Annotated in this window: 18 protein-coding genes, 1 pseudogene and 1 riboswitch; of the genes and pseudogenes, 11 read left to right on the forward strand and 8 right to left on the reverse strand. The window is 51.8% G+C overall.

The window, feature by feature from the left end; all coding sequences use genetic code 11:
* Positions 1-871 precede the first annotated feature (871 nt).
* Entirely contained in the window at positions 872-2,503 is a 1,632-nt protein-coding gene (hcp, locus tag POG22_RS02995; protein ID WP_498903541.1) for a hydroxylamine reductase, read from the forward strand.
* Between the two features lie 79 nt (positions 2,504-2,582).
* On the opposite strand, the gene POG22_RS03000 is transcribed toward hcp, so the two are convergent.
* Positions 2,583-3,470 (reverse strand): FkbM family methyltransferase, encoded by an 888-nt coding sequence (locus POG22_RS03000; protein WP_498903542.1) that lies wholly within the window; start codon positions 3,468-3,470, stop codon positions 2,583-2,585.
* 542 nt (positions 3,471-4,012) lie between these two features.
* Between POG22_RS03000 and POG22_RS03005 the strand changes: the two genes are divergently transcribed.
* The gene (locus POG22_RS03005; RefSeq protein ID WP_063718365.1) at positions 4,013-4,891 is read left to right on the forward strand and encodes a 4-helix bundle domain-containing protein; all 879 of its coding nucleotides are present in this window, start codon (positions 4,013-4,015) and stop codon (positions 4,889-4,891) included.
* A 92-nt stretch (positions 4,892-4,983) separates the two neighbouring features.
* On the forward strand, positions 4,984-5,649 hold the full coding sequence (locus POG22_RS03010; protein WP_063718366.1) for a Fe2+-dependent dioxygenase: 666 nt from the start codon (positions 4,984-4,986) through the stop codon (positions 5,647-5,649).
* 323 nt (positions 5,650-5,972) lie between these two features.
* Here the strand turns inward: POG22_RS03010 and POG22_RS03015 are convergent, their stop codons facing one another.
* Complete coding sequence (locus POG22_RS03015) at positions 5,973-8,153, reverse strand: TonB-dependent receptor (RefSeq protein ID WP_498903543.1); 2,181 nt, start codon at positions 8,151-8,153, stop codon at positions 5,973-5,975.
* Positions 8,154-8,557: 404 nt separating this feature from the next.
* Positions 8,558-8,700: riboswitch (cobalamin riboswitch) on the reverse strand.
* A 265-nt stretch (positions 8,701-8,965) separates the two neighbouring features.
* On the opposite strand from POG22_RS03015, the gene POG22_RS03020 reads away from it, so the two are divergent.
* The 4 genes from POG22_RS03020 to POG22_RS03035 all read left to right on the forward strand — a co-directional run bounded on the left by POG22_RS03020 (position 8,966) and on the right by POG22_RS03035 (position 13,364).
* A complete protein-coding gene (locus POG22_RS03020; RefSeq protein ID WP_063718367.1) occupies positions 8,966-9,766 on the forward strand; it encodes an ABC transporter ATP-binding protein in 801 nt (266 codons plus the stop codon).
* A gap of 59 nt (positions 9,767-9,825) precedes the next feature.
* The gene (locus POG22_RS03025; protein ID WP_498903544.1) at positions 9,826-10,989 is read left to right on the forward strand and encodes a hypothetical protein; all 1,164 of its coding nucleotides are present in this window, start codon (positions 9,826-9,828) and stop codon (positions 10,987-10,989) included.
* A gap of 484 nt (positions 10,990-11,473) precedes the next feature.
* Complete coding sequence (locus tag POG22_RS03030; protein WP_017658719.1) at positions 11,474-12,610, forward strand: citrate synthase; 1,137 nt, start codon at positions 11,474-11,476, stop codon at positions 12,608-12,610.
* 58 nt (positions 12,611-12,668) lie between these two features.
* A complete protein-coding gene (locus POG22_RS03035; RefSeq protein ID WP_017658720.1) occupies positions 12,669-13,364 on the forward strand; it encodes a YdcF family protein in 696 nt (231 codons plus the stop codon).
* A 136-nt stretch (positions 13,365-13,500) separates the two neighbouring features.
* On the opposite strand, the gene POG22_RS03040 is transcribed toward POG22_RS03035, so the two are convergent.
* Both POG22_RS03040 and POG22_RS03045 read right to left on the reverse strand, forming a co-directional pair.
* Complete coding sequence (locus tag POG22_RS03040) at positions 13,501-14,247, reverse strand: circadian clock KaiB family protein (RefSeq protein ID WP_082901771.1); 747 nt, start codon at positions 14,245-14,247, stop codon at positions 13,501-13,503.
* Positions 14,244-15,563: a type IV pilus twitching motility protein PilT gene (locus tag POG22_RS03045; RefSeq protein ID WP_498903547.1), complete on the reverse strand. Its 1,320-nt coding sequence runs from the start codon at positions 15,561-15,563 to the stop codon at positions 14,244-14,246. Before POG22_RS03045 ends, POG22_RS03040 begins: the two co-directional genes overlap by 4 nt.
* 171 nt (positions 15,564-15,734) lie before the next feature.
* Between POG22_RS03045 and wecB the strand changes: the two genes are divergently transcribed.
* Together wecB and POG22_RS03055 are read left to right on the forward strand one after the other, a co-directional pair.
* Positions 15,735-16,847 carry a non-hydrolyzing UDP-N-acetylglucosamine 2-epimerase gene (wecB, locus tag POG22_RS03050; protein WP_498903550.1) on the forward strand — a complete coding sequence of 371 codons (1,113 nt, stop codon included), beginning with the start codon at positions 15,735-15,737 and terminating at the stop codon, positions 16,845-16,847.
* A gap of 43 nt (positions 16,848-16,890) precedes the next feature.
* On the forward strand, positions 16,891-17,949 hold the full coding sequence (locus tag POG22_RS03055) for a potassium channel family protein (protein WP_498903551.1): 1,059 nt from the start codon (positions 16,891-16,893) through the stop codon (positions 17,947-17,949).
* A gap of 7 nt (positions 17,950-17,956) precedes the next feature.
* On the opposite strand, the gene POG22_RS03060 is transcribed toward POG22_RS03055, so the two are convergent.
* The gene (locus POG22_RS03060) at positions 17,957-18,757 is read right to left on the reverse strand and encodes a class I SAM-dependent methyltransferase (protein WP_498903552.1); all 801 of its coding nucleotides are present in this window, start codon (positions 18,755-18,757) and stop codon (positions 17,957-17,959) included.
* 123 nt (positions 18,758-18,880) lie between these two features.
* Here POG22_RS03060 and purT point away from each other — a divergent pair, with 123 nt between their 5' ends.
* Both purT and POG22_RS03070 read left to right on the forward strand, forming a co-directional pair.
* Positions 18,881-20,044: a formate-dependent phosphoribosylglycinamide formyltransferase gene (gene purT / locus POG22_RS03065; RefSeq protein ID WP_498903553.1), complete on the forward strand. Its 1,164-nt coding sequence runs from the start codon at positions 18,881-18,883 to the stop codon at positions 20,042-20,044.
* Positions 20,045-20,141: 97 nt separating this feature from the next.
* Positions 20,142-20,594 carry a hypothetical protein gene (locus POG22_RS03070; protein WP_498903554.1) on the forward strand — a complete coding sequence of 151 codons (453 nt, stop codon included), beginning with the start codon at positions 20,142-20,144 and terminating at the stop codon, positions 20,592-20,594.
* 8 nt (positions 20,595-20,602) lie between these two features.
* On the opposite strand, the gene POG22_RS03075 is transcribed toward POG22_RS03070, so the two are convergent.
* The 3 genes and pseudogenes from POG22_RS03075 to POG22_RS03085 all read right to left on the reverse strand — a co-directional run.
* Positions 20,603-21,601 (reverse strand): multicopper oxidase domain-containing protein, encoded by a 999-nt coding sequence (locus POG22_RS03075; protein ID WP_498903555.1) that lies wholly within the window; start codon positions 21,599-21,601, stop codon positions 20,603-20,605.
* A gap of 103 nt (positions 21,602-21,704) precedes the next feature.
* Entirely contained in the window at positions 21,705-22,847 is a 1,143-nt protein-coding gene (locus tag POG22_RS03080) for a glycosyltransferase family protein (RefSeq protein WP_498903557.1), read from the reverse strand.
* Positions 22,828-23,019, reverse strand: a pseudogene (locus tag POG22_RS03085) (RNA-guided endonuclease TnpB family protein); the annotation flags it as partial. The gene POG22_RS03080 and the pseudogene POG22_RS03085, both read right to left, overlap by 20 nt.

A 23,019-nucleotide genomic window follows, 5' to 3' on the forward strand; every position in this document is an offset into this window, starting at 1 on the left:
ACACGCTCAGATGGGGTAAGATGGTGATGGCTCATTGGTTCGATCTTCAATTAGGTAATTATTCATGAAAGATCGAAGTATAGCCGATGAGCCTTTATTCGTAAACCCACCGGTGTTGCATTTCATTTTTGAATCGGCGATGCAAGTCAATATTTGTACGAAGCCGACTACTAATATCACGCTGATATTCCTGGCTAAAAAGTTGTTGCTGATGTAAGTAAAATAAAATTGAGATACAATTTCTAGCCCAATTAACACTCCCCATAAAAATCGAAATTCATTGCGATTTATAAATCGAGAAATCCCAAAAAAGTAAAAAATGCGAGATGTTGTCAAAAATACATTTCCTAAAAAACGCAAAACAAGAAGATTTGGATGAAACCATCGAATCAAAAAAAACAAGAAAGTAGCAGCCGATAAAATTGTGCCGACCGTATAAATCTGAAGTCCACGATATCGATAGACGATCGATCCAAGAAAAATTAAAACAAGAGCATGAAGTAAAGACGACACGCTGACGACGAGAGACATGGTAGCGGTATCGATAAGCATAAATGCATAACCATCGAACGGGATTGAAGAAGATCGATAGATCGCAGCTTAGACGTAAAAATAGCGATCGCGCATAAAAAATACTCAAACGATAGCATTTTATTCTGAATTCGATAAGATCGAAATAGTAATAAAGTTTTAGAAAAGGCGATCGCCCTTCTTGGCAGCAAACTGCAAACCTTGTAGATCGCGAACTGTTTCTTCACACTTCACAGAACTCGGGTTTCTAAGAAAATTCAGTCTCTTGATTTAAGTCAAAGACGCCCCAGGTCTCCACTTCGTAGAGTAAGCATAGACCGAACGAGAGGAGACAAAAACCGTGTTCTGTACCCAATGCGAACAAACCACCCGAGGCGAAGGTTGCTTTATCTGGGGAGCTTGCGGAAAAAGCCCCGACGTAGACGCCCTGCAAGACCTCCTCACCCATGCCCTGCGGGGATTAGCCGAAGTCGCCGTCACCGCATATCGCCACGGCGTTCGACAAGCCAAAGCCGGGCATTTCGCCTGCGAAGCCCTTTTCGCCACCCTCACCAACGTCAACTTCGACGAAGATCGCTTTATCGAGTACGTCCGAGAAACCGTCGAACTCCGCGACTCCCTCAAAACCTTACTTCCAGCAGACTTAGAATGGTCGGACGTGGCGATTTTCCAACCCGCCGACAGCCTTGAAAAACTCGTCCAACAGGGCAAAGACGCCGAATACAACTTCATCAGCCAAGGAACTGGCGATGTCGATGTCTTCTCCCTGAAACTCACCGTTCTCTACGGCTTGAAAGGCATCGCCGCCTACGCTCACCACGCCGCCGAACTGGGCTACCACGACGATCGCGTGTACGATTTCTTTTACGATGCCCTAGCTGCCCTCGGACGCCGCGACCTCAACCTCAACGATTGGGTACAGATTGCCTTAAAACTCGGGGAAATCAACCTGGTGGCCATGGAAATCCTCGACGCCGCCAACACCGAAACCTACGGACATCCCGTTCCGACGCAGGTTCCCATCACACCTCGCCCCGGAAAAGCGATTCTGATTTCGGGTCACGACTTAGCCGATGTCGAAGCCTTGCTGCAACAAACCGCCGGAAAAGGCATCGACGTTTACACCCACGGCGAACTGTTACCCGCCCACGGCTACCCGAAACTCAAACAGAAATATCCCCATCTGTACGGTCATTACGGGACGGCGTGGCAAAACCAAACTCGCGAATTTAACGAGTTTCCCGGCCCTATCGTCATGACGACGAACTGCTTGATGCCGCCGAAATCCAGTTATCGCGATCGCGTGTTTACTTTGGGGGCGGTGGGCTATCCCGACCTCAAACACCTACAACGGCAGGATTTGAGCCAGGTCATCCATATCGCTGAAGCGATGGCTGGCTTTACTGAAAAAGCTGCCGAAGTTAAAACCGTCACCACCGGATTCGCCCGAAACGCGGTTCTCAGCGTTGCCGATACTGTCGTCGAAGCGGTCAAACAAGGCAAAATCCGCCATTTCTTCCTCGTAGGCGGTTGCGACGGAGCCAAAACCGAACGGGGATATTATACAGAGTTCGTCGAACGCGTTCCCGACGACTGCGTGGTGTTGACCCTGGCTTGCGGGAAGTTCCGCTTCTTCGATAAAGACTTGGGCGATATCGGCGGAATCCCCCGGCTGATGGACGTGGGGCAGTGTAACGACGCCTACTCCGCCATTCAAATCGCCCTGGCGTTGGCGAACGCGTTCGATACGGATGTGAATCAGTTACCCCTGTCGATGGTGTTGTCCTGGTACGAACAGAAAGCGGTTTCGATTCTCCTGACGCTGCTGTATTTGGGCATTCAAAACATCCGCCTCGGTCCGACGCTTCCGGCGTTTATCTCGCCCAAGGTGTTCGAGTTGTTGTCGCAAACCTACCATTTGCAGAAGATTACGACGCCGGATGAAGATTTGGCCGCCTGCTTGAATCGTTAAGTCTCTTCTCTCAAAACCGGATAACTCCTCTTTTCGGGAAAGTCGATGGGCTTTCCCGTTTTTTATGGTAGTTCTGAAGTTACTGTTTTAGATCGTATGCCAATTTTTCAAATTCTGGCAAGAGTCGAGAAGGAACTAAGAAAATCATTTTGATACGGTAATTGACAGGTTGCTTCTCAATCTTTATAAATTTTGCGGGAAGATGAAATTTATCTTTAGGCTTGGCAAAACAAAAACAGGAAAACCCGATCGATTCGATAAACCTGAGCAGCCTTGAATCTGGATATGCTTCTGATAATACCAAAGGTCGATCGCGCATGAGAAGATTCTTGCCACCTAATAAAATATCAAGATCTGCCCCCTCAGCATCTGTTTTAATACCTGAAACTTTTAGAGAAGGGTATTCTAACATTAAATTATCTAGAGTGTTCAGCTTAACAACTACTGTTTGGTTATCTTGAAGATTTTTTCTGACCAGAGAACTCAGCTCAGAAGACGAATGCAAGTTGAGTTTCATTGTCCCCAGCTTAGAATAGAGTGCCTCTCTAATTACATAACAGTTTTGAAACTGAGAAAGATTTTTTTCTAGATGCTTAGCAACTCTTGGATCGGGTTCAAATGCGTAAACTGTATTAGAAATAGGGGCTGCAAGTAAGCTATAATATCCGATATTAGCTCCGATATCAATAAAGCTTTTATCAGAGTCTAAAAAACGAAGTAATAAATCCTCACTACCCCAATCGAGCTGATTTCTTTTTAGAAAAAGCTCTGTACCGAATCGACTATCCGAAGGCAGTGTTATTTCTACATCATTAAAAAGCTTCATTTTTTGGCTAGTATTTGTAATTTTATAAAACCCTCGAAATAAATAGCGATATACAAAATTTACATAGCCAACTTCTAGAGCCAGTCGATAAAAAAATCTGGGTTTTTGCAAGATTTTTGAGATCGATTTTGTCTTATTCATCGTGCCAAAATATTCGACGGTATTTTTCTATATTTCTCCATAGGTTAACTTGTGGTTCTGAGGTCGTCAAGAACGGGTAATCTCAAGTTTGTAGAATGACCCCTCCGCACCTCGACTGAGGCTTCGACGGTGAGCGTTCAGCGACTCGACGGCTCGACTGAACTCGCCGAACGTTCTTCGGCACCTCCCCGATCTCGCGGGGAGGATAGGTTGGGTTTCGATAACAAAAGTGAGATGCACCCTCAAGAACTGATATGGTATCTGTGTCTCAAACGCTGGAATATTCAATAAAACGTTTGTTTTTGCTGTTTGACTGCTTGGAATTAAATTTTCTGCTTTTCTAGCCGATCTCGCTCTGTCTAGGCAGGTCTGCTTTTTAAATTACGGTAACAACTCTATATTGCTAGGCTCGGCTCATCTCTCTCACGTCACGCGACTTCCCCTCCTGAAGCGGACATCGATGTTGTAATTGACAATAAGTCCTAGTAGCGTTAGTCTGAGGGCTGTTCTTTTTGCAGTCTAGATAAGAATTTATCTCAACAATGAAAAAGTCATTGAAACCCGTCGAACTGTTTCTAGCCTTGGGTGTTGCCACGTCGATCGCCGCTTGCAGTCCTACCCCCACGGACGGCGGCGAAGGCGGTGAAGCCAGTACGCCAACCACAGAAGAAACCACTGATGAAGACGATCGAGGCGTAACCGCCTCGGACACTCCCACGGATGAAGGCGGTGAAGGCGGTGAAGGCGGTGAAGGTGGCGAAGGTGGTGAAGGTGGCGAAGGTGGTGAAGGAGCCTCTTCAGGCAATCCCGATGTAGATTATATGACCGCTCTCGGCTTGATGAAAGGCCACCTAATGGTGGCTGAAGAGTTGATGGAAGCGGGGGAATACGAACAAGCCGAACCCCACATCGAGCATCCGGTGGCGGAACTGTATGCCGATGTCGCCGATCGCTTGCCTGAATATAACGTCTCTGATTTTAAACCCCAGCTCGACGAACTGACCGATCTCGTTAAATCCGTTCCCGAAGATGCGGAAACCACCCAGGCGTTAGACGAGACTATGCAAACCATCGACGATGCGATCGCCGCCTTACCCGAAGAACAGCGTCAGTCGCCAGAATTCGTTCTCGAGGTGATTAACAACTTGCTGAGAACGGCGGCGGAAGAATACGAAGCAGCGATCGTAGACGGTCAAATTGTCGAGGCGATCGAATATCAGGATTCGAGAGGCTTCGTCTACTATGCCGATATGCTGTTCCAACAGGTCGCCGACCAAATCGACACCAGCGATCGCGAGGCCATCGCCGCCACGTTCGAGGAACTGAAAACCGCCTGGCCGTCGGCAATTCCGCCGGAATCTCCGGTTAAAACGCCCTCGGAGGTGTTCGGTTTGGTGTCGGAAGTGGAATTGAACAGTTGATTTCCGTTTGGGGGCGAACCCATTCGCCCCTAGGATAATGTTGTCTGTGCAATTTCCACCGTCAGAAGTCTCAATTTTCCAAGGCTGCGATCGTGATTTTTACGATTCCTAACTTTCTGTCTCCCGAAGAGTTACACCGCATCGGCGAAATCCTCCAGCAAGCGGAATTCGTTGACGGTAAACTCACCGCTGGCTGGTACGCCAAGCAAGTGAAACACAACCAACAGTTGAAGGGTAAAACCGCCACTACGACGACGCTGCGGAAGTTGGTACAGGGAGCGTTCGATTGCAATCCGCTGTTTCAAACCGCCGTTCGTCCCCGCAAAATCCACTCGATCCTTTTCAGTCGCTATGACGAGGGAATGTCTTACGGGAGACACGCCGATAATGCGTTGATGGGGGCTGAGTTTTGGCGATCGGATGTTTCGTTTACCGTGTTTCTCAACTCGCCTTCGGACTACGACGGTGGCGAACTTGCGATCGAAAGTGCAGACGATGAAAAGTCTTATAAACTCGACGCGGGATCGGCGATCGTTTATCCCTCTTCGACGTTACATCGGGTCGATCCCGTCATCCGAGGAACCCGTTTTGTCGCCGTGGGTTGGGTACAGAGCTTGATTCGCGATCCCAGCCAGCGAGAAATTCTCTTCGATCTCGAAACGGTGAGGCGATCGATCTTTGCTAAAGAGGGAAAAACCACAGAATTCGACTTACTGTCCAAAAGCGTCGCCAATTTATTAAGACGTTGGGCAGATTAATCGTCAATTTCTTGTAGATGTTTTGTAGGTTGTGTGGAGCGAAAGCGAAACCCAACATTACTATAACTGCTGTTCGAGTCCCCATTTAAGAGCTGCACTCTAGATCCCCGAAATCTCCAAGATTCCGGGGATCTTCTAGATAAAACACACCCTCAAAAGTGCGTAAGCTTTAGTAGATTTTGGGTAAGTTGTGTGGAGCGAAAGCGAAACCCAACATCAAACCTCTTTCACGAACCTCCTCAAAGGTGCGTCAGCTTTAACGGTGTAATCCGAACAGTTATCGGTTTTCCCCCTGACGCACCCTACGCGCACCCTGCCAAATCCTAAAACGTCACTCTCAAATTCGCTTGAAAGTTCCGACTCAACCCCGGAAACCCTGGAAAGGCTTCGTACTGCTCGTCAAACAAATTGTTCAAACTGGCGTTGAGTTGTACGTTCTCGCCAAACGGAATTTGAGCTTTCAAATCGACGGTGGTATAACCGCTCAAGGTTTCTGTATTGGCGTTATCCACAAATACCTCGCTGATATGATGGAGGAAAACACCGGTGTAAAACCCGTTGGGACGAGCGTAAGCGACGCCTAAATTGAAACTGTCGCCATCGCGAAAACTCAAATCGTTGCCTTCAATACGTTCGTTTTGGTCTTCGAGGATTCGCGTATCGTTCAAGGTCAAATTAGCGAACGCAAAGAAGTTTTCGGCGAGCTTGATATTTAAATCCGCTTCGAGACCGATGGTTTCTACTTCACCAATGTTGGTAAAGGTACTCGTCGGCGAACCGAATTCAAATGCCACCAATTCGGAAATATGGTTGAGGAAAAACGTCAACCGAAACAGTCCGAAATCTCCAATTTCTTGGTCGAGTCCGATATCGAAACTGTTACCCCGTTCCGGTCGTAAGTCCGGGTTTCCTTCTACGTTGAAGGAGGCTAAACCTTCAAGTTCTGAAATTAAAGGTGCGTTAAAACTTCTGGCGTAGTTTGCTCGCAGACGGGTCGAATCTGTCACTCGCCACAGCAACCCCGCACTGGGAGACGTAAAGGAACCGTTCTCGAGGCTGTTGAAGTCCTGACGAACGCCGACGTGAGCGGTGAAAGCGGGGGTAATATCGACTTCGTACCGGGCAAAAAGCGCACCTTGGTCGATGTTGTCGTCGTAGTTTTCTCGACTTTCCCCCGTGAAGAAACTAAAGGTGTTATTTTCAGAGTTAGTCGTGCGAAAATCTGCGCCGTAAGTTAAGTTGTGAGCGTCGGCGAGCTGCCAGCTATGCTGAAGTTGGAAGCCGAAGGAGGTGCGATCGATCTCGTCGCGGGTGGTGTTGGGATTGCGGAAGGTATAGTCGAGAACGTCGGTATAGACGCGAGCGGTGAGTAAGGAGTCGCCGTCACCGTTGAGTTCCGATTCCCACAGTAAATCGAACAGCCAGTTTTCCGTGTACTGCTGAGCGTCTGGGGTCAGACTGTTGAACTGTCCGAGGCTTCCGGCGTCGGTGGGAACGCCGCCAGGAATTCCTAAATCGCGGGAGAGATACAATCCGGTAAAGGTCAAACGGTTGCGATCGCCAATGTCGGCGGTCAGTTTGACATCGACGTTGTTATAGTTAACTTCCGCGTTGTCGCGGGTTCCGTCGAAGGCGATCGATTCGAGTTCGAAGGGAAAATCATTTTCGGAATAGGTTCGGTTGTAGCCGACAACCCAACCGAAATCACCAACGGTTCCGCTGCTGCGAACGCTTTGCTGGTTGTAGCCGAAACTCCCAAACCCGCCGCCGACAGTAAATTGAGGCTCCTCTGTCGGCTCTTGACTGACGATGTTGATGGTTCCCCCCACGCCACCGGAACCGTACAGCGTCGAACTTCCGCCGGGAACGACTTCCAAACGCTCCACGAAATCGGTGGTGAACGCGGATAAGTCGAAATCGCCAAATCCTAAATCGTTGAGAGGGCGTCCGTTGAGGAGGATTAAAGTTTGGGAAGCATCGCCGCCTCGGACGAACTGGGAACTCGTCGCTCCCAACTGTCCGCCAGAAGTTCCGTCGCTGAGAACGCCAGGAACGAAACGCAAGGCTTCCTGTACGGTGACGGCGTTCTGGATTTCGATTTGTTCGCGGGGAACCACGTACACCGGACGAGAGGAATCTTGCAGGGTTCCTTCGAGGCGAAACGGTGCAAACACCGGTTGCGTGAGAATGCGATCGATGTAGATTTCGACTTCGGGAATCTCTTCTTCGGCGTCGGTTTCTTCCGTCTCGGGTTCCGTCTCGGATTCTGTCTCGGGTTCCATCTCGGATTCCGGGGTTTGAGCCAGATGTAACGTCAGGTTTGACGGATCGCGATCGATCTCCATCCGTTGGGTTTCCACTCCCTCGGAGTCGAGATCCTGCGATCGCACTTTGAGTTTCGATCTCGAAGATTCCGATGCTATCTCTGACGATACTGAACCTTGCTTCGGCGACTCGACAGATTTTTCCAACGCGAGTACTGCAAGCTGACTGAAGGCGAACATGGCTCCGATCGCAGTACTCGCACTCAGAAAATGAAGAGAAATTGGAGAGATCGAACGGATAGGTTTCGACATTTTTTTTATTAACAAAAACGAGCGATCGATCGGACGATCGATCGTTAATTTGGGTTACAACAATTCAAACAAAATAGAGTCGAGCCGCCTATAAAATAGCGATCGCTCGCTCTCTCAGACACAATCTTTTGCCCGATAAGGAGGCACTGCCAACGATATCTTTAGACGTTAAACCGACCAGTGCGACTTAGCAATTTTTTCGAGGCGTTGCCATCCGAAACGACCGACACTTGGCAGTTTCAAGAGTTCGCGAATGCTGGGACTCCCAGCGAAGCATTAAAAACCTAAAAAGACTCGAATTCACTTCCATCTGTACCTCGCAGATGCTTGTCAAAGCTACGTTGTAGGCGGCGGGCATCCTGACTTAGAGACTTGCATCTCCTTACAGTTGCGGGACAGCGCCGGATTTTCACCGAACTTTCCCCGTTACCTCTGGTAGCTGACCCCTACCAGAACCGACTCGCTATACTGTACCACGAAAAGGGTTCTCTCGAGAACGCCGTTCGGCAATATCCGAATTAATTTACAATTCGTTACAAATTTAAATTTCGACGTTTCTCCTGCCAAGTCTCGAAGTTTGACGCTCTTTCAAACTCAAGCTAACAAAATCTAATGCAATTGACAGGTTCCGACCGCACCTTTCACAATAGACTTATCTCAAAACCGATTACGATAGACCGAGTGGTTTTCCTAACGGTAAACTCAAAGGTCTTCTCACTTTCTCGATCGGGATTTTTGTAATGTCAATTGCGACCCGACAGCTCACTGGAGGATATTCTAACCATCCAGTTGTCCGAGATATCTCGCTGACCGTCACGCCGGGAGAATGGCTCGCGATTTTGGGAGCGAACGGCTCGGGAAAATCGACGCTCCTGCGGTTGTTGAGCCGTCTTCTCGAACCCGAACGGGGCGCGATCTTGCTCGACGGAAAGGCGATCGAGCAGTTAACACCGCGACAAATCGCACAGCAGATCGCGTTTTTACCCCAACAACAAGCCGAACTTCCCGAGGAAATGACGGTGCGTCAGCTCGTGAGTGCGGGCCGATCGCCCCACCAACCCTGGTGGCATTGGGATCTCAGCCAAGACGATCGCTATTGGGTCGAACTGGCGATGCGGTATACCCAAATTGCTCCCTTCGCCGATCGCTCCGTCTCCGCCTTGTCGGGAGGGGAACGACAGCGGGCGTTTCTCGCTTTGGCGTTGGCACAAAATCCTCAAATTTTGTTGCTCGACGAACCGACGACCTTCCTCGATATTTGTTATCAACTCGAACTGTTAGATTTGCTCGACTCTCTGAACCGAAAACAGGGCTTGTCCGTCGTGACAGTCCTTCACGATATTAACTTAGCCGCTCGCTACAGCCATCGCATCGCCCTCGTTAAAGACGGCCGACTTGTCGAAGTGGGAAGTTCGAGCGAAGTTCTGACGCCAGACAACATTAAATTAGTGTTTGGTGTCGAAGCGAGTGTTGTTTCTACACCAGTTGGATTACAGGTTTACCCCCTTCGTTCGGCAAAGAAAGCCAGGCTGACGATTTAGATCGACTTGTTTTTCAATCGATATTCAAAAAATCAAGCCACTCAAAACAATTTGAAAGTATGAGCGAAGTCACTCAGGATTTTTACTCAAAAAAACGCAAGCTCCACAAAAAAAATTTGCTGTACGGTTTGAGCGGATCGTTACTCTTTCACGGCATCGTGTTGACAGTACTTTCGCTCTGGTGGATGCGATCGCGATCGGAGATCGATCGCAACGACCCCGTCGAGATTATCGTTCTCGATCGCACCGCTTCCCCGACGCTCGACGCCCCCACCGACGCCCCTTCCGATCGCCCGACACAAAACCCACCCGTCGAATCCTCTGGCGGAACTTCCCTCGCGCGATCCCAGACGAGAGCGACCGACTCCACCGACGCGCGATCGCCCTCAAGCTCTCCCTCTACACCAGAAGCCAACTCGACGACTCCAACATCGTCCGCCGCTGACAGTACCTCAGACGACAGCTCAAAACCCGGTCTCGCGATCGAAGACGACACTCGCCCCACCTCAGAGGACGAAAACCCGCCCGCAAGCTCTCCCTCGTCAGACGGTTCTGACAGTGGCGATTCTGACAGTGGCGATTCTGACAGTGGCGATTCTGACAGTGGCGATTCTGACAGTGGCGGTGGTGCAAGCGAAGGCGATCGAGAATCCACCGATGAAGTCGAGGAAGACCCAAGAGAACCAGCCCCCTCCAACCCCGAACCCGAGGGCGATCGCACCCCACCGCCACCGGCTCCCAGCGACGACGGAGACGACGGTTCTGGCACAACCTGCGTCAGTGGATGTCGAGGACGCTACGAAGATAACGATTCCGAGGCGATCGAGCGAGATGCAGTCATTCGCGCCCGTCGCAACGATCGCGGCGAATACGAATACGAAGTCATCCAATCGAGTGGTAACGAAGCCGCCGATCGCGCTGCCCTAGAAACCGCCCGAGACGCCACCTACCAAACCGATTTCGAAGAGTTTAACATCCGCGCCAACATCGCCGACGAAGGGTCTCGAGATGTCGCACCTCCGCCACTTCCCCCACCCCCCGATCCCGTCGAGTCCACGATTCCCGAACCCGAACCGACATACGAAGAGCCTATCTACGAAGAACCCGAGCCGACATACGAAGAGCCTATCTACGAAGAGCCAACTTACAACAATGTACCTAGCGACAAACCTCCAGCTCGTACACCTCCCCAGCGATCGAAAAAAAATCTCGCCCAACATTGACAGCAAGCAACGAGAACAGTTCACAGGAAATCGTTTCTCCTCATCTCATCACCTCATTACCCTTAGTGGTGCAGAAAAGTCCTGAAACCTTTGTTAGAAAAGATATCGCTGTATTAAAGGGTTTGCCGCAAAATCCCAGATCGGTAAATGGCTGCCGGAGATCCCCGGCATCTCCAAGATGCCGGGGATTTGGCTTGAGTTCTAATGCAGATTTTATGTGTTTTGTCAATCCCCGATCTCGAAAAGTTTTCTGCATCACTGAGCCTCATCATCTTCCCATCTCTGAACTGGCAACTAGCCATTGTAAAAACCCTCTCCATCTCTGAACTGGCGACTGGCGACTGTACGAACCCTCTCCATCTCTTTCGAGATCGAGTATCCTAAAAGGTTGGGTTTCTAGAAATTTTCTGTAAAACAACACACACTGCCCGAGTTTCTGGTAAGTTAGCCTGAGTATCGTTTCTATTCAGTCAGTGGGAGAGCCATGTCGGTCGAGCTGTACAGACCCGGTTTAGAAGGCATTCCAGCCGCGAAGTCCAGCATCAGTTTTATTGATGGGAAACAAGGACTGCTCGAATATCGCGGTATTCGCATCGAAAAACTTGCTGAACAAAGCAGCTTCTTAGAAACGTCTTACCTGCTTATTTGGGGAGAATTACCCAGTCAAAGCGAGTTGCGTGCCTTCGAACACGACATTCGATATCACCGACGGATTAAGTACCGCATTCGGGACATGATGAAATGTTTTCCCGAAAGCGGCCATCCGATGGACGCCCTGCAAGCCTCCGCAGCGGCGTTGGGTCTGTTTTACTCACGACGGGCGCTCGACGATCCCACGTATATTCGCAACGCGGTCGTGCGGCTGTTGGCGAAAATTCCGACGATGGTGGCGGCGTTCCAACTGATGCGAAAAGGAAACGATCCGGTTCAACCTTGCGACGATCTCGACTACGCGGCGAACTTCCTGTATATGCTCAACGAGCGGGAACCGGACGAACTTGCCGCCCATGTCTTCGACGTGTGTTTGACGCTGCACGCCGAACACTCGATGAACGCTTCGACGTTCTCGGCCATGGTAACGGCATCGACGCTCACCGATCCTTACGCCGTCATCGCTTCGGCGGTGGGAACTCTCGGCGGACCGCTACATGGTGGGGCGAACGAAGAAGTTATCGAAATGCTCGAACAGATCGGTTCGCCGGAAAATGCCGAGGCTTACGTAGACGACTGCGTGAAGAACAAAAAGAAAATCATGGGCTTCGGTCACCGAGTGTACAAGGTGAAAGACCCCCGTGCGACGATTTTGCAAGACTTAGCCGAAAAGCTGTTCGCCAAGTTCGGCGGCGATCGCTACTACGAAATCGCTTTGGAATTAGAGCGCATCGTCGAAGATCGCTTGGGGTCAAAAGGCATTTACGCCAACGTCGATTTTTATTCGGGGTTGGTGTATCGCAAGTTGGGCATTCCTACCGATCTGTTCACGCCCATTTTTGCGATCGCCCGAGTCGCCGGTTGGCTGGCTCACTGGAAAGAACAACTCGAAGAAAACCGCATTTTCCGACCGACCCAGATTTACTCGGGTCAGCGCGATCGCGCCTATACGCCCCTGTCGGAACGCTAGCTATCAAAACGATGGTGAGAGAGGTTCGATCGCATCGTATGCTAAAGACATCCCCCACTTGTTCGCGATCGATGAGGGCGATCGCCTCTCAGCACGAGCCATTCAATTTATGCAGATAGACTGCCATCGCGATCGCAAAACGGTTAGGAACACCCCCAGGATTCGACAAGAGCGACGCCGCGTCGGTTCCTCTACAGTCAAAAGACAGCTCTCTCGAGCATTTTTCGGTGCGATCGCGTCGCTGCTGCTGGCGGGTGTCGGTTGGTGGGGACTGCGGACGTACTACCGTTACGTACGTCTCCCCCAAGCTATCCTCGTCCTCGGAGGCGCACCCGAACGAGAAGTCTTCGCAGCCGAATTCGCCCGATCTCACCCCAACCTCCAAGTGTGGGTCTCTGGCGGTAGCAATCCCGAATATGCAGAATGGGTCTTTACCGAAGCGGGAATCGACCTCCAACGGTTGCATCTCGACTATCGCGCCGTCGATACCGTCACCAACTTCACCACCCTCGTCGACGAGTTAAAAGCTCGCAACATTAATTCGATTTACCTAATCACCTCGGACTACCATATGCGCCGCGCCTACACCATCGGCGAAATCGTTCTCGGAAGTCGCGATATCAGTTTTCGCACCGTTCCCATTCCCTCGAATTCCCACCCAGAACCGATCGAAAAATCCCTTCGCGACGGCGTTCGCGCCGTTCTCTGGCTAGGAACGGGATACACGGGATCGACCCTACGCCAGATAAGGTGAGGAGAGGGGGAGAGGGGAAGAGGGGGAGAGGGGAAGAGGGGGAGAGGGGGAGCAAGGGAGAAACTGTTATCTGTTAACTGTCTTCACTGGCGACTGGCGACTGGCGACTGGTGACTGAAACCCCCGTTCCCCGTTTTTAACGATTTCCCAACAGCCCTAAAATGCGATCGAGATCGTCAAGTTCTCCCACGATGCGACGTACCGGTTCGGGCCAGACACGAATTAACGTCGGTGTCGCTGACACGCGATCGCTCTCCGCTTGCTGGGGATGTTTTAAAACATCGATGAGTTTGAGCGTGTACGGATGTCCCAAGGCGCGATCGAGCGTTCGATGCAAGCGCTCTAACGTATCTTCCGTCGTCGGACTGTCACCACGCAGAAACAACCGAAAAATATAGCCTTCAGCCTCTGCTTCCACTTCTCCTTCTCTGGGGTAGAAATTTGCACCCGCCGCATCCACCCGCACGATCGCATTGTGATTCGTCCACAACTGCGGGAACTGCTCGCGATATCCTGCCAGTGCTAACGGGTTGCACAGCTCGATCGGCATCGGCTCGACTCCCCATCGAACCCCCTCGAGTCCGAACACCGCATTGAGAACCGCTCGATATCGCCAAACGGCTGGGGCGACTTCGGCGATCGTCCGCACCGCTTGCGTCCTCGGATCGAGATAGCGATCGACCGTCGCACAATAACACGGCATCAAGAAATGAGGCGGTTCGGGAAGTTCGAGAATTTCCTGAACCGCAATACAGAGCTGTAAGTGCCATCGATCGCGTTTCTGCGTATCGATGGCATACACTAAATCTCCTCCAGGGGTAAACAACGCCAACCCTTTAAACGACTGGAGAAGTGGCGTTTGCTGTCTCACTCCTCGACTCAAACGCGACCGCGCAAGAACTGCGCCATCTCGTTCGGCGTTGGCGACTTCTCGAGAGCGATTTCTTCAGTAATGCGTCCTTGTTGATAAAGCTCGAACAGGGCTTTGTTCATCGTCGTCATTCCGTCAAATTCCGATCGCAACATCACTTGAGTAATTTCTTCAAGTTTGCCTTGAATGACATATTCCTTCACGGCATCAGTTGCGATCAAAATATCGTGGAACGCCGCTCGCTTTCCGTCTGTGGTTTTACACAATCCTTGAGCGATAATCGCCACGAGGGACTCCGACAGCGCCACGCGAAACGCCGGTTGTTCGGCAGGTGGGAACATCCCCATCACCCGTTCGATGGTTTTCACCGCGCTGTTGGTGTGCAGCGTTCCCATGACCAAGTGACCGGTCGAAGCAGCTTTGAGCGCGATATTCATCGTCTCTTTATCCCGAATTTCCCCCACGAGGATCAAATCGGGATCTTCCCGCAACGCTGCCTTGAGAGCGTTAAAGAACTTCAGAGTATGCGTTCCGACTTCTCGGTGTTTGATCAGGGATTTTTGACTTTTGTGAACGAATTCGACGGGATCTTCGATAGTAATGATGTGATAGGCTTGGTTGCGGTTGATATAGTCGATCATCGCCGCCATCGTGGTCGATTTCCCCGACCCCGTCGGCCCGGTCACGAGAATCAAACCTTTGTGATAGTCTAAGCTGATGCTTTTGAAGACCTCGGGAAGCCGCAACTGTTCCAAGGTCAAAATCTCAGCCCCGATCAAACGCAGCACCATCGCCGGCCCTGCTAAAGTATCGAACGCGTTAATCCGTACTCGAACGAATCCTAAATCGGCGGCCCCGTCGAAATCCAGGTTTTCTTGAAACTGACGGATTTCCTCGTCGCTCATCAGTTCCCGCATCCAACTCATGAAGGTGTCGAGGTCGGTAACGGGCCATTCTGTGGGGACGATGTCGCCGCGAGCGCGGTAGCGAGGCACTTCTCCAACGCCGACGTGAACGTCGGAGTGGCCTTCTTCCTCAGCGCGTTTGACGATTTCGCGCATTGTCGGGTTGCCGGGACTCGGGCCGGGACCTCGTCGCGGCATGGCTGCCTGAGTGGGCGGTGCGGGGGCAGGAGGCGCAGCGGGCGGACGAGTCGCACCGGGCGGGGGAGGGGGCGCGGCGGGCGGACGAGTCGCACCGGGCGGGGGCGGTGGTGGTGCGGGCGGACGCTGTCCGGTTTTGGGAGGGGCTGGGGGACGAGGGGGTGGCGTGCGACGACCTCCTCCGGGCGGGGGCGGCGGAACGGGGGGACGCTTAGACTGTGTCATAGATGCGATTACTCTTAGGGACGCGATCGAATGATTCGCTGTAATTTTTATATGCTTCTATCTTATCTATTGTCTCTGAAGCGCAGGGGACAATGTAAACCGTAAATTTTCGTAAAATTGTCGAGTTGCCTTTTTTTGGCCTCTCTATCCACGATCTAGACGCTGTAAATAATGCCTATTCGCGTTTGTATTACCTTGGGAACCCGCCCCGAAGCGATCAAACTTGCTCCGGTTATCCGTCAGTTTCAAGACGACTCGCGCTTTGAAACGCACGTAATCTTGACGGGACAACATCGAGAAATGGTGCAGCAGGTGATGCAACTGTTCGACCTGAACGCCGATCGCGATCTCGATATCATGAAACCGAAACAAACGCTGACAGATATTACCTGTGGCAGTTTGCAAGGGTTGGAAAAGATTTTTTGCGATCTTCGACCGCAGTTCGTTATCGTTCAAGGCGACACGACCACCGCCTTCGCCGCAGCACTGGCAGCGTTTTACCAACAAATCCCTCTCGGTCACGTGGAGGCAGGACTGCGAACCGATCGCCTCTACGATCCCTATCCTGAAGAGGCCAACCGACGCCTGATTTCGCAACTGACGCAACTCCATTTCGCCCCCACGACTCGCGCGGTGGAAAACTTACAAAAGTCGGGAGTCGTCGGCCAAATTCACCACACGGGAAATACAGTCATCGACGCCCTGCTGTCGATCGCCCAGCAAAAACCCAGTTGCGAGGTTCCGGGTTTGGACTGGTCTAAATATCGCGTGTTGCTAGCCACGGTTCACCGCCGGGAAAATTGGGGCGATCGCCTCGAATCCATCGCCACGGGATTTCTGAAGGTTCTCGATGCGGTTCCCGATGCTGCGTTGTTACTTCCGCTTCACCGCAATCCCACCGTCCGCGAACCTCTCAAAGCCATTTTAGGCGATCGCGATCGCGTCTTTCTCACCGAACCTCTCGACTACACCGCCTTAGTGGGGGCGATCGCTCGCTGTACGCTCCTGCTGACGGATTCAGGCGGGTTGCAGGAAGAAGCCCCGGCTTTGGGAAAACCGGTGTTGGTGTTGCGGGACACCACCGAACGCCCCGAAGCCATCGAAGCAGGGACGGCGAAACTCATCGGAACGACGAGCGATCGCATTTTCGGCGAGGCCAAAACGCTCTTGAGCGACACTGCGGCCTACCAACGCATGGCCAATGCGACCAACCCCTTCGGCGACGGCCGAGCATCTCGACGAATTGTCAAAATCGTGGCAGATTATTTCGCTACGTCAAGTTAACAATCGATAGATCGATCGCCCCCCCGCTTTTAGGCAAGAGGCCATGCACGAGTCGTTTCAACGCGTCCTGATAGGCGCGATCTTTTTTCTGCTCACGATCGCGATCGCCATCTTCGGCTACGTGCTGTTTGGTTGGGAACTCCTCGACGCGGTGTACATGGTAATTATCACCATCTTCGGCGTCGGCTACGGAGAAGTCCGCCCCCTCGAAACCCCAGCCGAAAAACTCTTTACCATCGGCGTTATCGTGGCGGGAACCTCTTCAGCCGTTTACATTGTCGGAGGCTTCGTCCAAATGGTTACAGAAGGAGAAATCAACCGCGCTTTTGAATCTCGCCGCAAAACTCAAGGCATCGAACGCTTAGAACGCCATTCGATCGTCTGCGGGTTCGGACGCATGGGGGAAATTCTGGCGAAAAAGCTCCACGAAGCTCGAAAACCTTTCGCGATCGTCGATAACGACCCCGATCGCATGGCACTGGCCGAATCGTTAGGCTATTTGGTCCGTTTGGGCAGTGCAGCAGACGAAGAAGTCTTAAAATCTGTGGGGATCGATCGCGCTAAATGTTTGGCAACCGTCCTTTCCGACGACGCCCTCAACGTCTTCATCACTCTCACCGCTCGCGAACTCAATCCCAACCTCACCATTCTCGCACGGGGGGAACTGCCCTCAACCGGTAAAAAACTCCAGTTAGCCGGTGCCGATCGCATCGTTCTCCCGGCCGAAATCGGCGCGTTGCAAATGAGCAATTACATCACCCATCCCACTGTCTTCGAGTTTTTGGAACAAGAAGAAGGACGAAGCACCCTCAACGACTTGCTGTCTCAAATTAACTTGCAGTTTACCGAACTGGCGATCGGCAAAAACTCCCTATTGCGCGGTCGCACCATCGGCGAATTAGAAGTTCGCGGCAAAGGCATTTTTCTCGTCGTCGCCTTGCGTCGTCCCAACGGTGAAATTTTCACCCATCCGCCGCAATCGGAAATGTTAGACGCCGGAGATACTGTGATGGTCATGGGACACGCGGGAGATATTCCGCAATTCGCCCGCCGCCACGAAGTCAAACACGAGTTACGCTATCGCGGCGCGAAGCTGCCCTAGCCTTTCCTTACACGGCTTTCGTGCAGTAGTAAACGTCGTGGTGGGGCAGCAGTGCGTATCGCTTCACGATCGCCTCGTCGAGTTCGCGGACGAAGGGGTCGATTTTCACGGTAAATCCCGCTTCCTGTAGGCGATCGGCGTAATCTTTCCCGTACCAGCGCACGTGATCTTTTTGTCCGAACAGGCGCTCTCGCTCCTCGGGAGACTCGACGCTGGGATCTTCAAAGGTTTCGTCGCGATCGAGATCGAGAGGAACTTGTAAAATCGCCCAGCCTCCCGGTTTGAGGACGCGACACAACTCGCGCATCGCTTGGCGATCGTTCGGGATATGTTCGAGGACGTGGTTGCACAACACCACATCGAAGCTGTTGTCGTCGTATTGGATATCGGTAATATCCATTTTGACCATCGCCAGCGAAGAATCGAGATCGGCAGTGAGATAATCGAGATTGTCTAATTCGATGAATTTATGATAGAAAATCTTTTCAGGAGCGATGTGGAGGACTTTCAGGCGATCGGTAAATAAATTGGTTCGTTGTTGCAAATACAACCACAACAACCGATGGCGTTCCATGGCCGTACACCGGGGACATTGCGCGTTGGGTCGCTGTCCGACTCCGGCCGTGCGAAACTCTCGGAAATGCCCGTTACAACACGGACACACCACGTTGTCGCCAATATATCGAATTTGTTGGGCTTGAAATCTTAAGGTTTTGATCGATCGACGATACCGCGTTTGGGCTTTCCCGATCAGTTGTCGAAGCGGTGCGGGAACCACGGATCTGGCTATAGATTTAACCGAACTCATCGAGTTACAAAGGAAATAAGGTGTTGGGTATGCCCATGCTATCCCACGCTTCTCGAAAGTGTCAATAAAAGCTCCAATATACTAGAAAACTGCCAACTTTCAAAATTTTTTGTTGCAACTCTCGTGAAATTACCTAAAACAATAATGCTCCTTGGTTCTGGGGAACTCGGCAAAGAATTCGTCATCGCCGCACAACGCTTCGGCAATATAGTTATTGCGGTCGATCGCTATGAGAACGCCCCTGCGATGCAAGTGGCCGATATTTCAGAAGTGATTTCCATGCTCGATGGCGACGCTCTCGAACGCCTCGTCAAACAGCACCGACCCGATTACATCGTGCCGGAAATCGAAGCGATTCGCACCACAAAACTCCTCGACCTCGAACGCCAAGGTTTTACAGTCATTCCCACAGCCGCCGCGACGAACTACACCATGAACCGCGATCGCATTCGGGATTTAGCAGCGGAGGAATTAGGTGTTCGGACGGCAAAATACGCTTACGCCTCGTCCCTCGAAGAGTTGCAAACGGTTTCTCAAGACATTGGCTTTCCCAACGTCGTTAAACCCGTCATGTCTTCCTCGGGCAAAGGTCAGTCCGTCGTCAACCACTCGGATGAGGTGTCCCGAGCCTGGACTTACGCCGTTGAAGGGGCGCGGGGAGACTCTCAAAAGGTCATCGTCGAGGAGTTTGTCGAGTTCGAGGTGGAAATTACCCTCCTGACAGTTCGTCAGTGGAATGGGGAAACGCTCTTTTGTCCTCCGATCGCCCACCGTCAAGAACGCGGCGACTATCAGGAATCTTGGCAACCGGCCGGAATTTCCACCGCACAACTAACTCAAGCGCAGGCGATCGCCGAAAAAGTCACCGCCGCCCTCGGAGGAGCCGGGATTTTCGGCGTTGAGTTCTTTATTACCCGCGACGAAGCCATTTTTTCGGAACTCTCCCCCCGACCCCACGATACGGGAATGGTGACGTTGGTTTCGCAAAACCTCAACGAGTTCGAGTTGCATCTGCGAGCGATTTTGGGGCTGCCGATTCCCACCATCGAACTGGTGTCTCCTGGCGCGAGTTCGGTAATTCTCGCCGATCGCAACGCCGATCGCGTCGCCTTTGAGGGCGTTGACGAAGCCTTAGCCGAACTGAATACAGACGTGCGTTTGTTTGGGAAGCAAACCACGCGCCCTTACCGCCGCATGGGAGTCGCCCTCGCTACCGCCGAAACCGCCCAGCAAGCCAGGGACATCGCCAATCGCGCCGCCAGTCGGGTTCGCTTGGTGTACGAGTAACTACTGGGAGACAAGGAGGACACTGTTCCCCGTTCCCCGTTCCAACGTGCTATAATGTTGATGTAATAATCAACAGCTTAGTGGAGGCTGAAAGACCATGGCCAAACCCACTACTGCCAAACCGACTCGACACGATCTGTTACGGAAAACGGCTGCCGACAGTAACAAGTACCTCAACGCCACGATTCGGCTGTGTGGCGGAAGCGATCGCGAACGGATTGCCGGTAAAGACCGCAACACCTACGCCACCGTTGCCGATATGAACAATATCGCCGTAAAAGGGACGATGGCGCACGTCATCCAGCTCACCCACGGAGTTCGCCACACGCGAGACGACTATACAGACGACGAACTCAAACGCATCGCGACGTTAGAGATTTTAGAGGGCAAAGCTCTCGAAACCTACCGCCCCCAAGGGCATGAGGAAATTATCTGTCTAGTTGCCCGCGAAATTGCCAAAATTGACGAGATTTTGACGAAGTACGACCGTGCTAACCTCCGCCAACGCAAGCGGAAACAGGTCGTGGCGAAATGGCGATCGCTCGACTAACCCGATCCTCACGCTTCGACGACCTCGAAGTTTCCCATACAGCCGTGTTCGGCAATCCAATCTTGGTGAGGATGAAACATGAACCGTCCGGGGTAGTCGTATTGAAATTCGAGAATATGGCGTTCGGTGGTTCCTAACGTAATGACATCGGTGTCTTCACTGGGTTTGAGGGTGCGCCCAGTACGGTACACCTGAAAGAAGTTGGCGTGGATGTGGAAGGTTAACGCAGGGTCGAACTCCACCATATTGAGAAGGTACAACCGCACGAGTTGACCCTGTTGAATGGGAATCGGGCGATCGAGATAGTAGTCGGGAATACCGTTAAATGCATACAGTTCGTTCCCCCGGTTGTCGTCGAGATCGTAGCCGGACATAACTATCACGATTTCGTCCGCTGGAGGTCGTCCTTCGGGGGGATCGACGATAAACATTCCGTACATTCCCTTTCCGAGATGGCGCGTCACCGGCTCGACGTGACAGTGGTAGAGGTGAACGCCGAACGGTTTGGCTTGAAATTCGTAAACTTCCGTTTCGCCGTTGCGAATCGGACGCACGCCGTCGGCTTCAGCCGAATGGATACCGTGAAAATGAACGCTGTGGGAATGTCCCCCTTGGTTGTGGAACACGACGCGCACCCAGTCCCCTTCAGTGACACGTAACGTCGGGCCTGGAACCTGTCCGTTATAGTTCCAGGTGATGAAGGGGGTAAAGCGGTTGAGTTGGATGGGGGTCGTGTGGGCGGTGAGATGAAATTCTCGCACGGTGCGCCCGTTTTCCCGTTTGAGAGTTCCAGTCTCGAACGATCGCAGAAACGTCATGGGATCGATACCGTTTCCGGCGTCGGGGCGATCGTCGGGGAGGGGAGGGACGCGAACGATGGCTGAGGGCGAGTTGAGGGCGTAACGGGCGATCGCCGTGGTCGCGACGGTAGCGCCGAGTCCGAAAATTCCAAATTGCAGGAGTTTTCGTCGCGTCCAAGGGGGTGAGGAGTCGATGTGAGCAGACATTCCGGTGGGTTTAATATTGAGAAATTTTCTCAACTTTGGTCGCCGAGACTATAGAATAGCGAGCCGATCGCCCCTTGTCAATCATTCGCCGTTATCCTAGCGTTTATCGTGGTGGGGCGTTCTCGAACTCCCGCGCCCAGACTGCTGCAATGTTGTCCCAAGTTTCCTGTTTGGCAATGTCTTTGAACTTCTCGCGAATTTCGGCGAGTCGATCGGGGTTTCGGAGCAGTTCGACGATTTTATAGGCGATCGCTTCTTGAGTTTCCCGGGCCATCGGTTCGCCGGGAACTTTGACGCAATAATCTTTTTCGGCAAAAACCGCAAAATCCGTTGTGACGGGAACGCAACCGACGATCGAAGATTCGCGTACTGAAATACAATCGATCTCACCGTAGGTACAGCCATAGTAGTGAATCGAGGCGGAGGCTTTTTCTTCCATGAGGCGATCGTATCCAACCAAACCGCGATCGATAACCCCCGGTTGCGCCATCAGTTGTTTCATTTTTTCGCGCCAGTCCGTCCGATCGGGGTGGTTGTCGTATTTCGTAAACCCATAAAACAGATGGAGTTCGGCCTCGGGAATTTCGCGTTTGACGATCGGCCATCCATACTCGAGCATATGTTCTAAACCTCGGTAATACCGGGAAGCATAGACGAGTTTGTAGGGTTGTTTTTTACGATCGGAAAACTTGAGAATTTCGGGATCGTAGCCGTTCGTCACGATCGTAAATTTTTCGTCGGGCAGATCGGGCAACAGTCGGCGTTGATACTGACTCTTTGAAAAAATTTTATCGAATCGTTCGAGAATTTCTCGGGTATAAAATTTCTCGGGATAGGTGATATCTTGCCATTCAAAACCAATCAAACGTGCTTTAGCTTGCGGCTCGAGATAAACTGGGTGTCTGGCAATCAGAAGAATATCGAAGCGATCGTACCAGTTCATACGGCGAAAATTGCGATACCGAACGCCGTTGTAAATTCCCTCCCGATCGCCGCAGTTGGCATAAACGGTAACTTCATACCCTTGTTTAGCCCAAGCTTGCGTTAAATAAATAACGGCAGCTTCCGAACCGCTGGCGCCTTTTTCCCGGAGTTCCGACTCAGTCACCATCGGATAGCTTCCCCGAAAAAACGCGATCGAACGGTTCGGCCAAGTTTTAGCGGTCAGTTTTCGTGTAATACCATCAGTCCAGGGAAGCTTAGATTTAATCCAGGTTTTGAGGGAGTTAAAAGCCACGATCGTCATGTCCTATAAATCGTCGAACGTTTCTGAGTGTGTTGACATCCTCTCCCAGCAACCCGTTCCGGGTATGCAGGGAGATTCCTTGGGTCGCCCCAAAGATTTCCTGCTTCACAGCCAGCCAACTAGAATCAGTGACCCGATCCCCCGTCGCCTCGACTCCACAGGCATTTTCGAT

Source organism: Geitlerinema sp. CS-897 (genome assembly GCF_028368005.1).
Taxonomy (GTDB): Bacteria; Cyanobacteriota; Cyanobacteriia; order Cyanobacteriales; family Geitlerinemataceae; genus Baaleninema; species Baaleninema simplex.

What these genes read in the sequence shown, in the direction of transcription:
- POG22_RS03000 (WP_498903542.1), bottom strand. Translation starts at nt 3,470, where the DNA reads ATGAATAAGACAAAATCGATCTCAAAAATCTTGCAAAAACCCAGATTT.
- POG22_RS03005 (WP_063718365.1), top strand. Translation starts at nt 4,013, where the DNA reads ATGAAAAAGTCATTGAAACCCGTCGAACTGTTTCTAGCCTTGGGTGTT.
- POG22_RS03015 (WP_498903543.1), bottom strand. Translation starts at nt 8,153, where the DNA reads ATGTTCGCCTTCAGTCAGCTTGCAGTACTCGCGTTGGAAAAATCTGTC.
- POG22_RS03020 (WP_063718367.1), top strand. Translation starts at nt 8,966, where the DNA reads ATGTCAATTGCGACCCGACAGCTCACTGGAGGATATTCTAACCATCCA.
- POG22_RS03025 (WP_498903544.1), top strand. Translation starts at nt 9,826, where the DNA reads ATGAGCGAAGTCACTCAGGATTTTTACTCAAAAAAACGCAAGCTCCAC.
- POG22_RS03030 (WP_017658719.1), top strand. Translation starts at nt 11,474, where the DNA reads ATGTCGGTCGAGCTGTACAGACCCGGTTTAGAAGGCATTCCAGCCGCG.
- POG22_RS03045 (WP_498903547.1), bottom strand. Translation starts at nt 15,563, where the DNA reads ATGACACAGTCTAAGCGTCCCCCCGTTCCGCCGCCCCCGCCCGGAGGA.
- wecB (WP_498903550.1), top strand. Translation starts at nt 15,735, where the DNA reads ATGCCTATTCGCGTTTGTATTACCTTGGGAACCCGCCCCGAAGCGATC.
- POG22_RS03055 (WP_498903551.1), top strand. Translation starts at nt 16,891, where the DNA reads ATGCACGAGTCGTTTCAACGCGTCCTGATAGGCGCGATCTTTTTTCTG.
- POG22_RS03060 (WP_498903552.1), bottom strand. Translation starts at nt 18,757, where the DNA reads ATGAGTTCGGTTAAATCTATAGCCAGATCCGTGGTTCCCGCACCGCTT.
- POG22_RS03070 (WP_498903554.1), top strand. Translation starts at nt 20,142, where the DNA reads ATGGCCAAACCCACTACTGCCAAACCGACTCGACACGATCTGTTACGG.
- POG22_RS03075 (WP_498903555.1), bottom strand. Translation starts at nt 21,601, where the DNA reads ATGTCTGCTCACATCGACTCCTCACCCCCTTGGACGCGACGAAAACTC.
- POG22_RS03080 (WP_498903557.1), bottom strand. Translation starts at nt 22,847, where the DNA reads ATGACGATCGTGGCTTTTAACTCCCTCAAAACCTGGATTAAATCTAAG.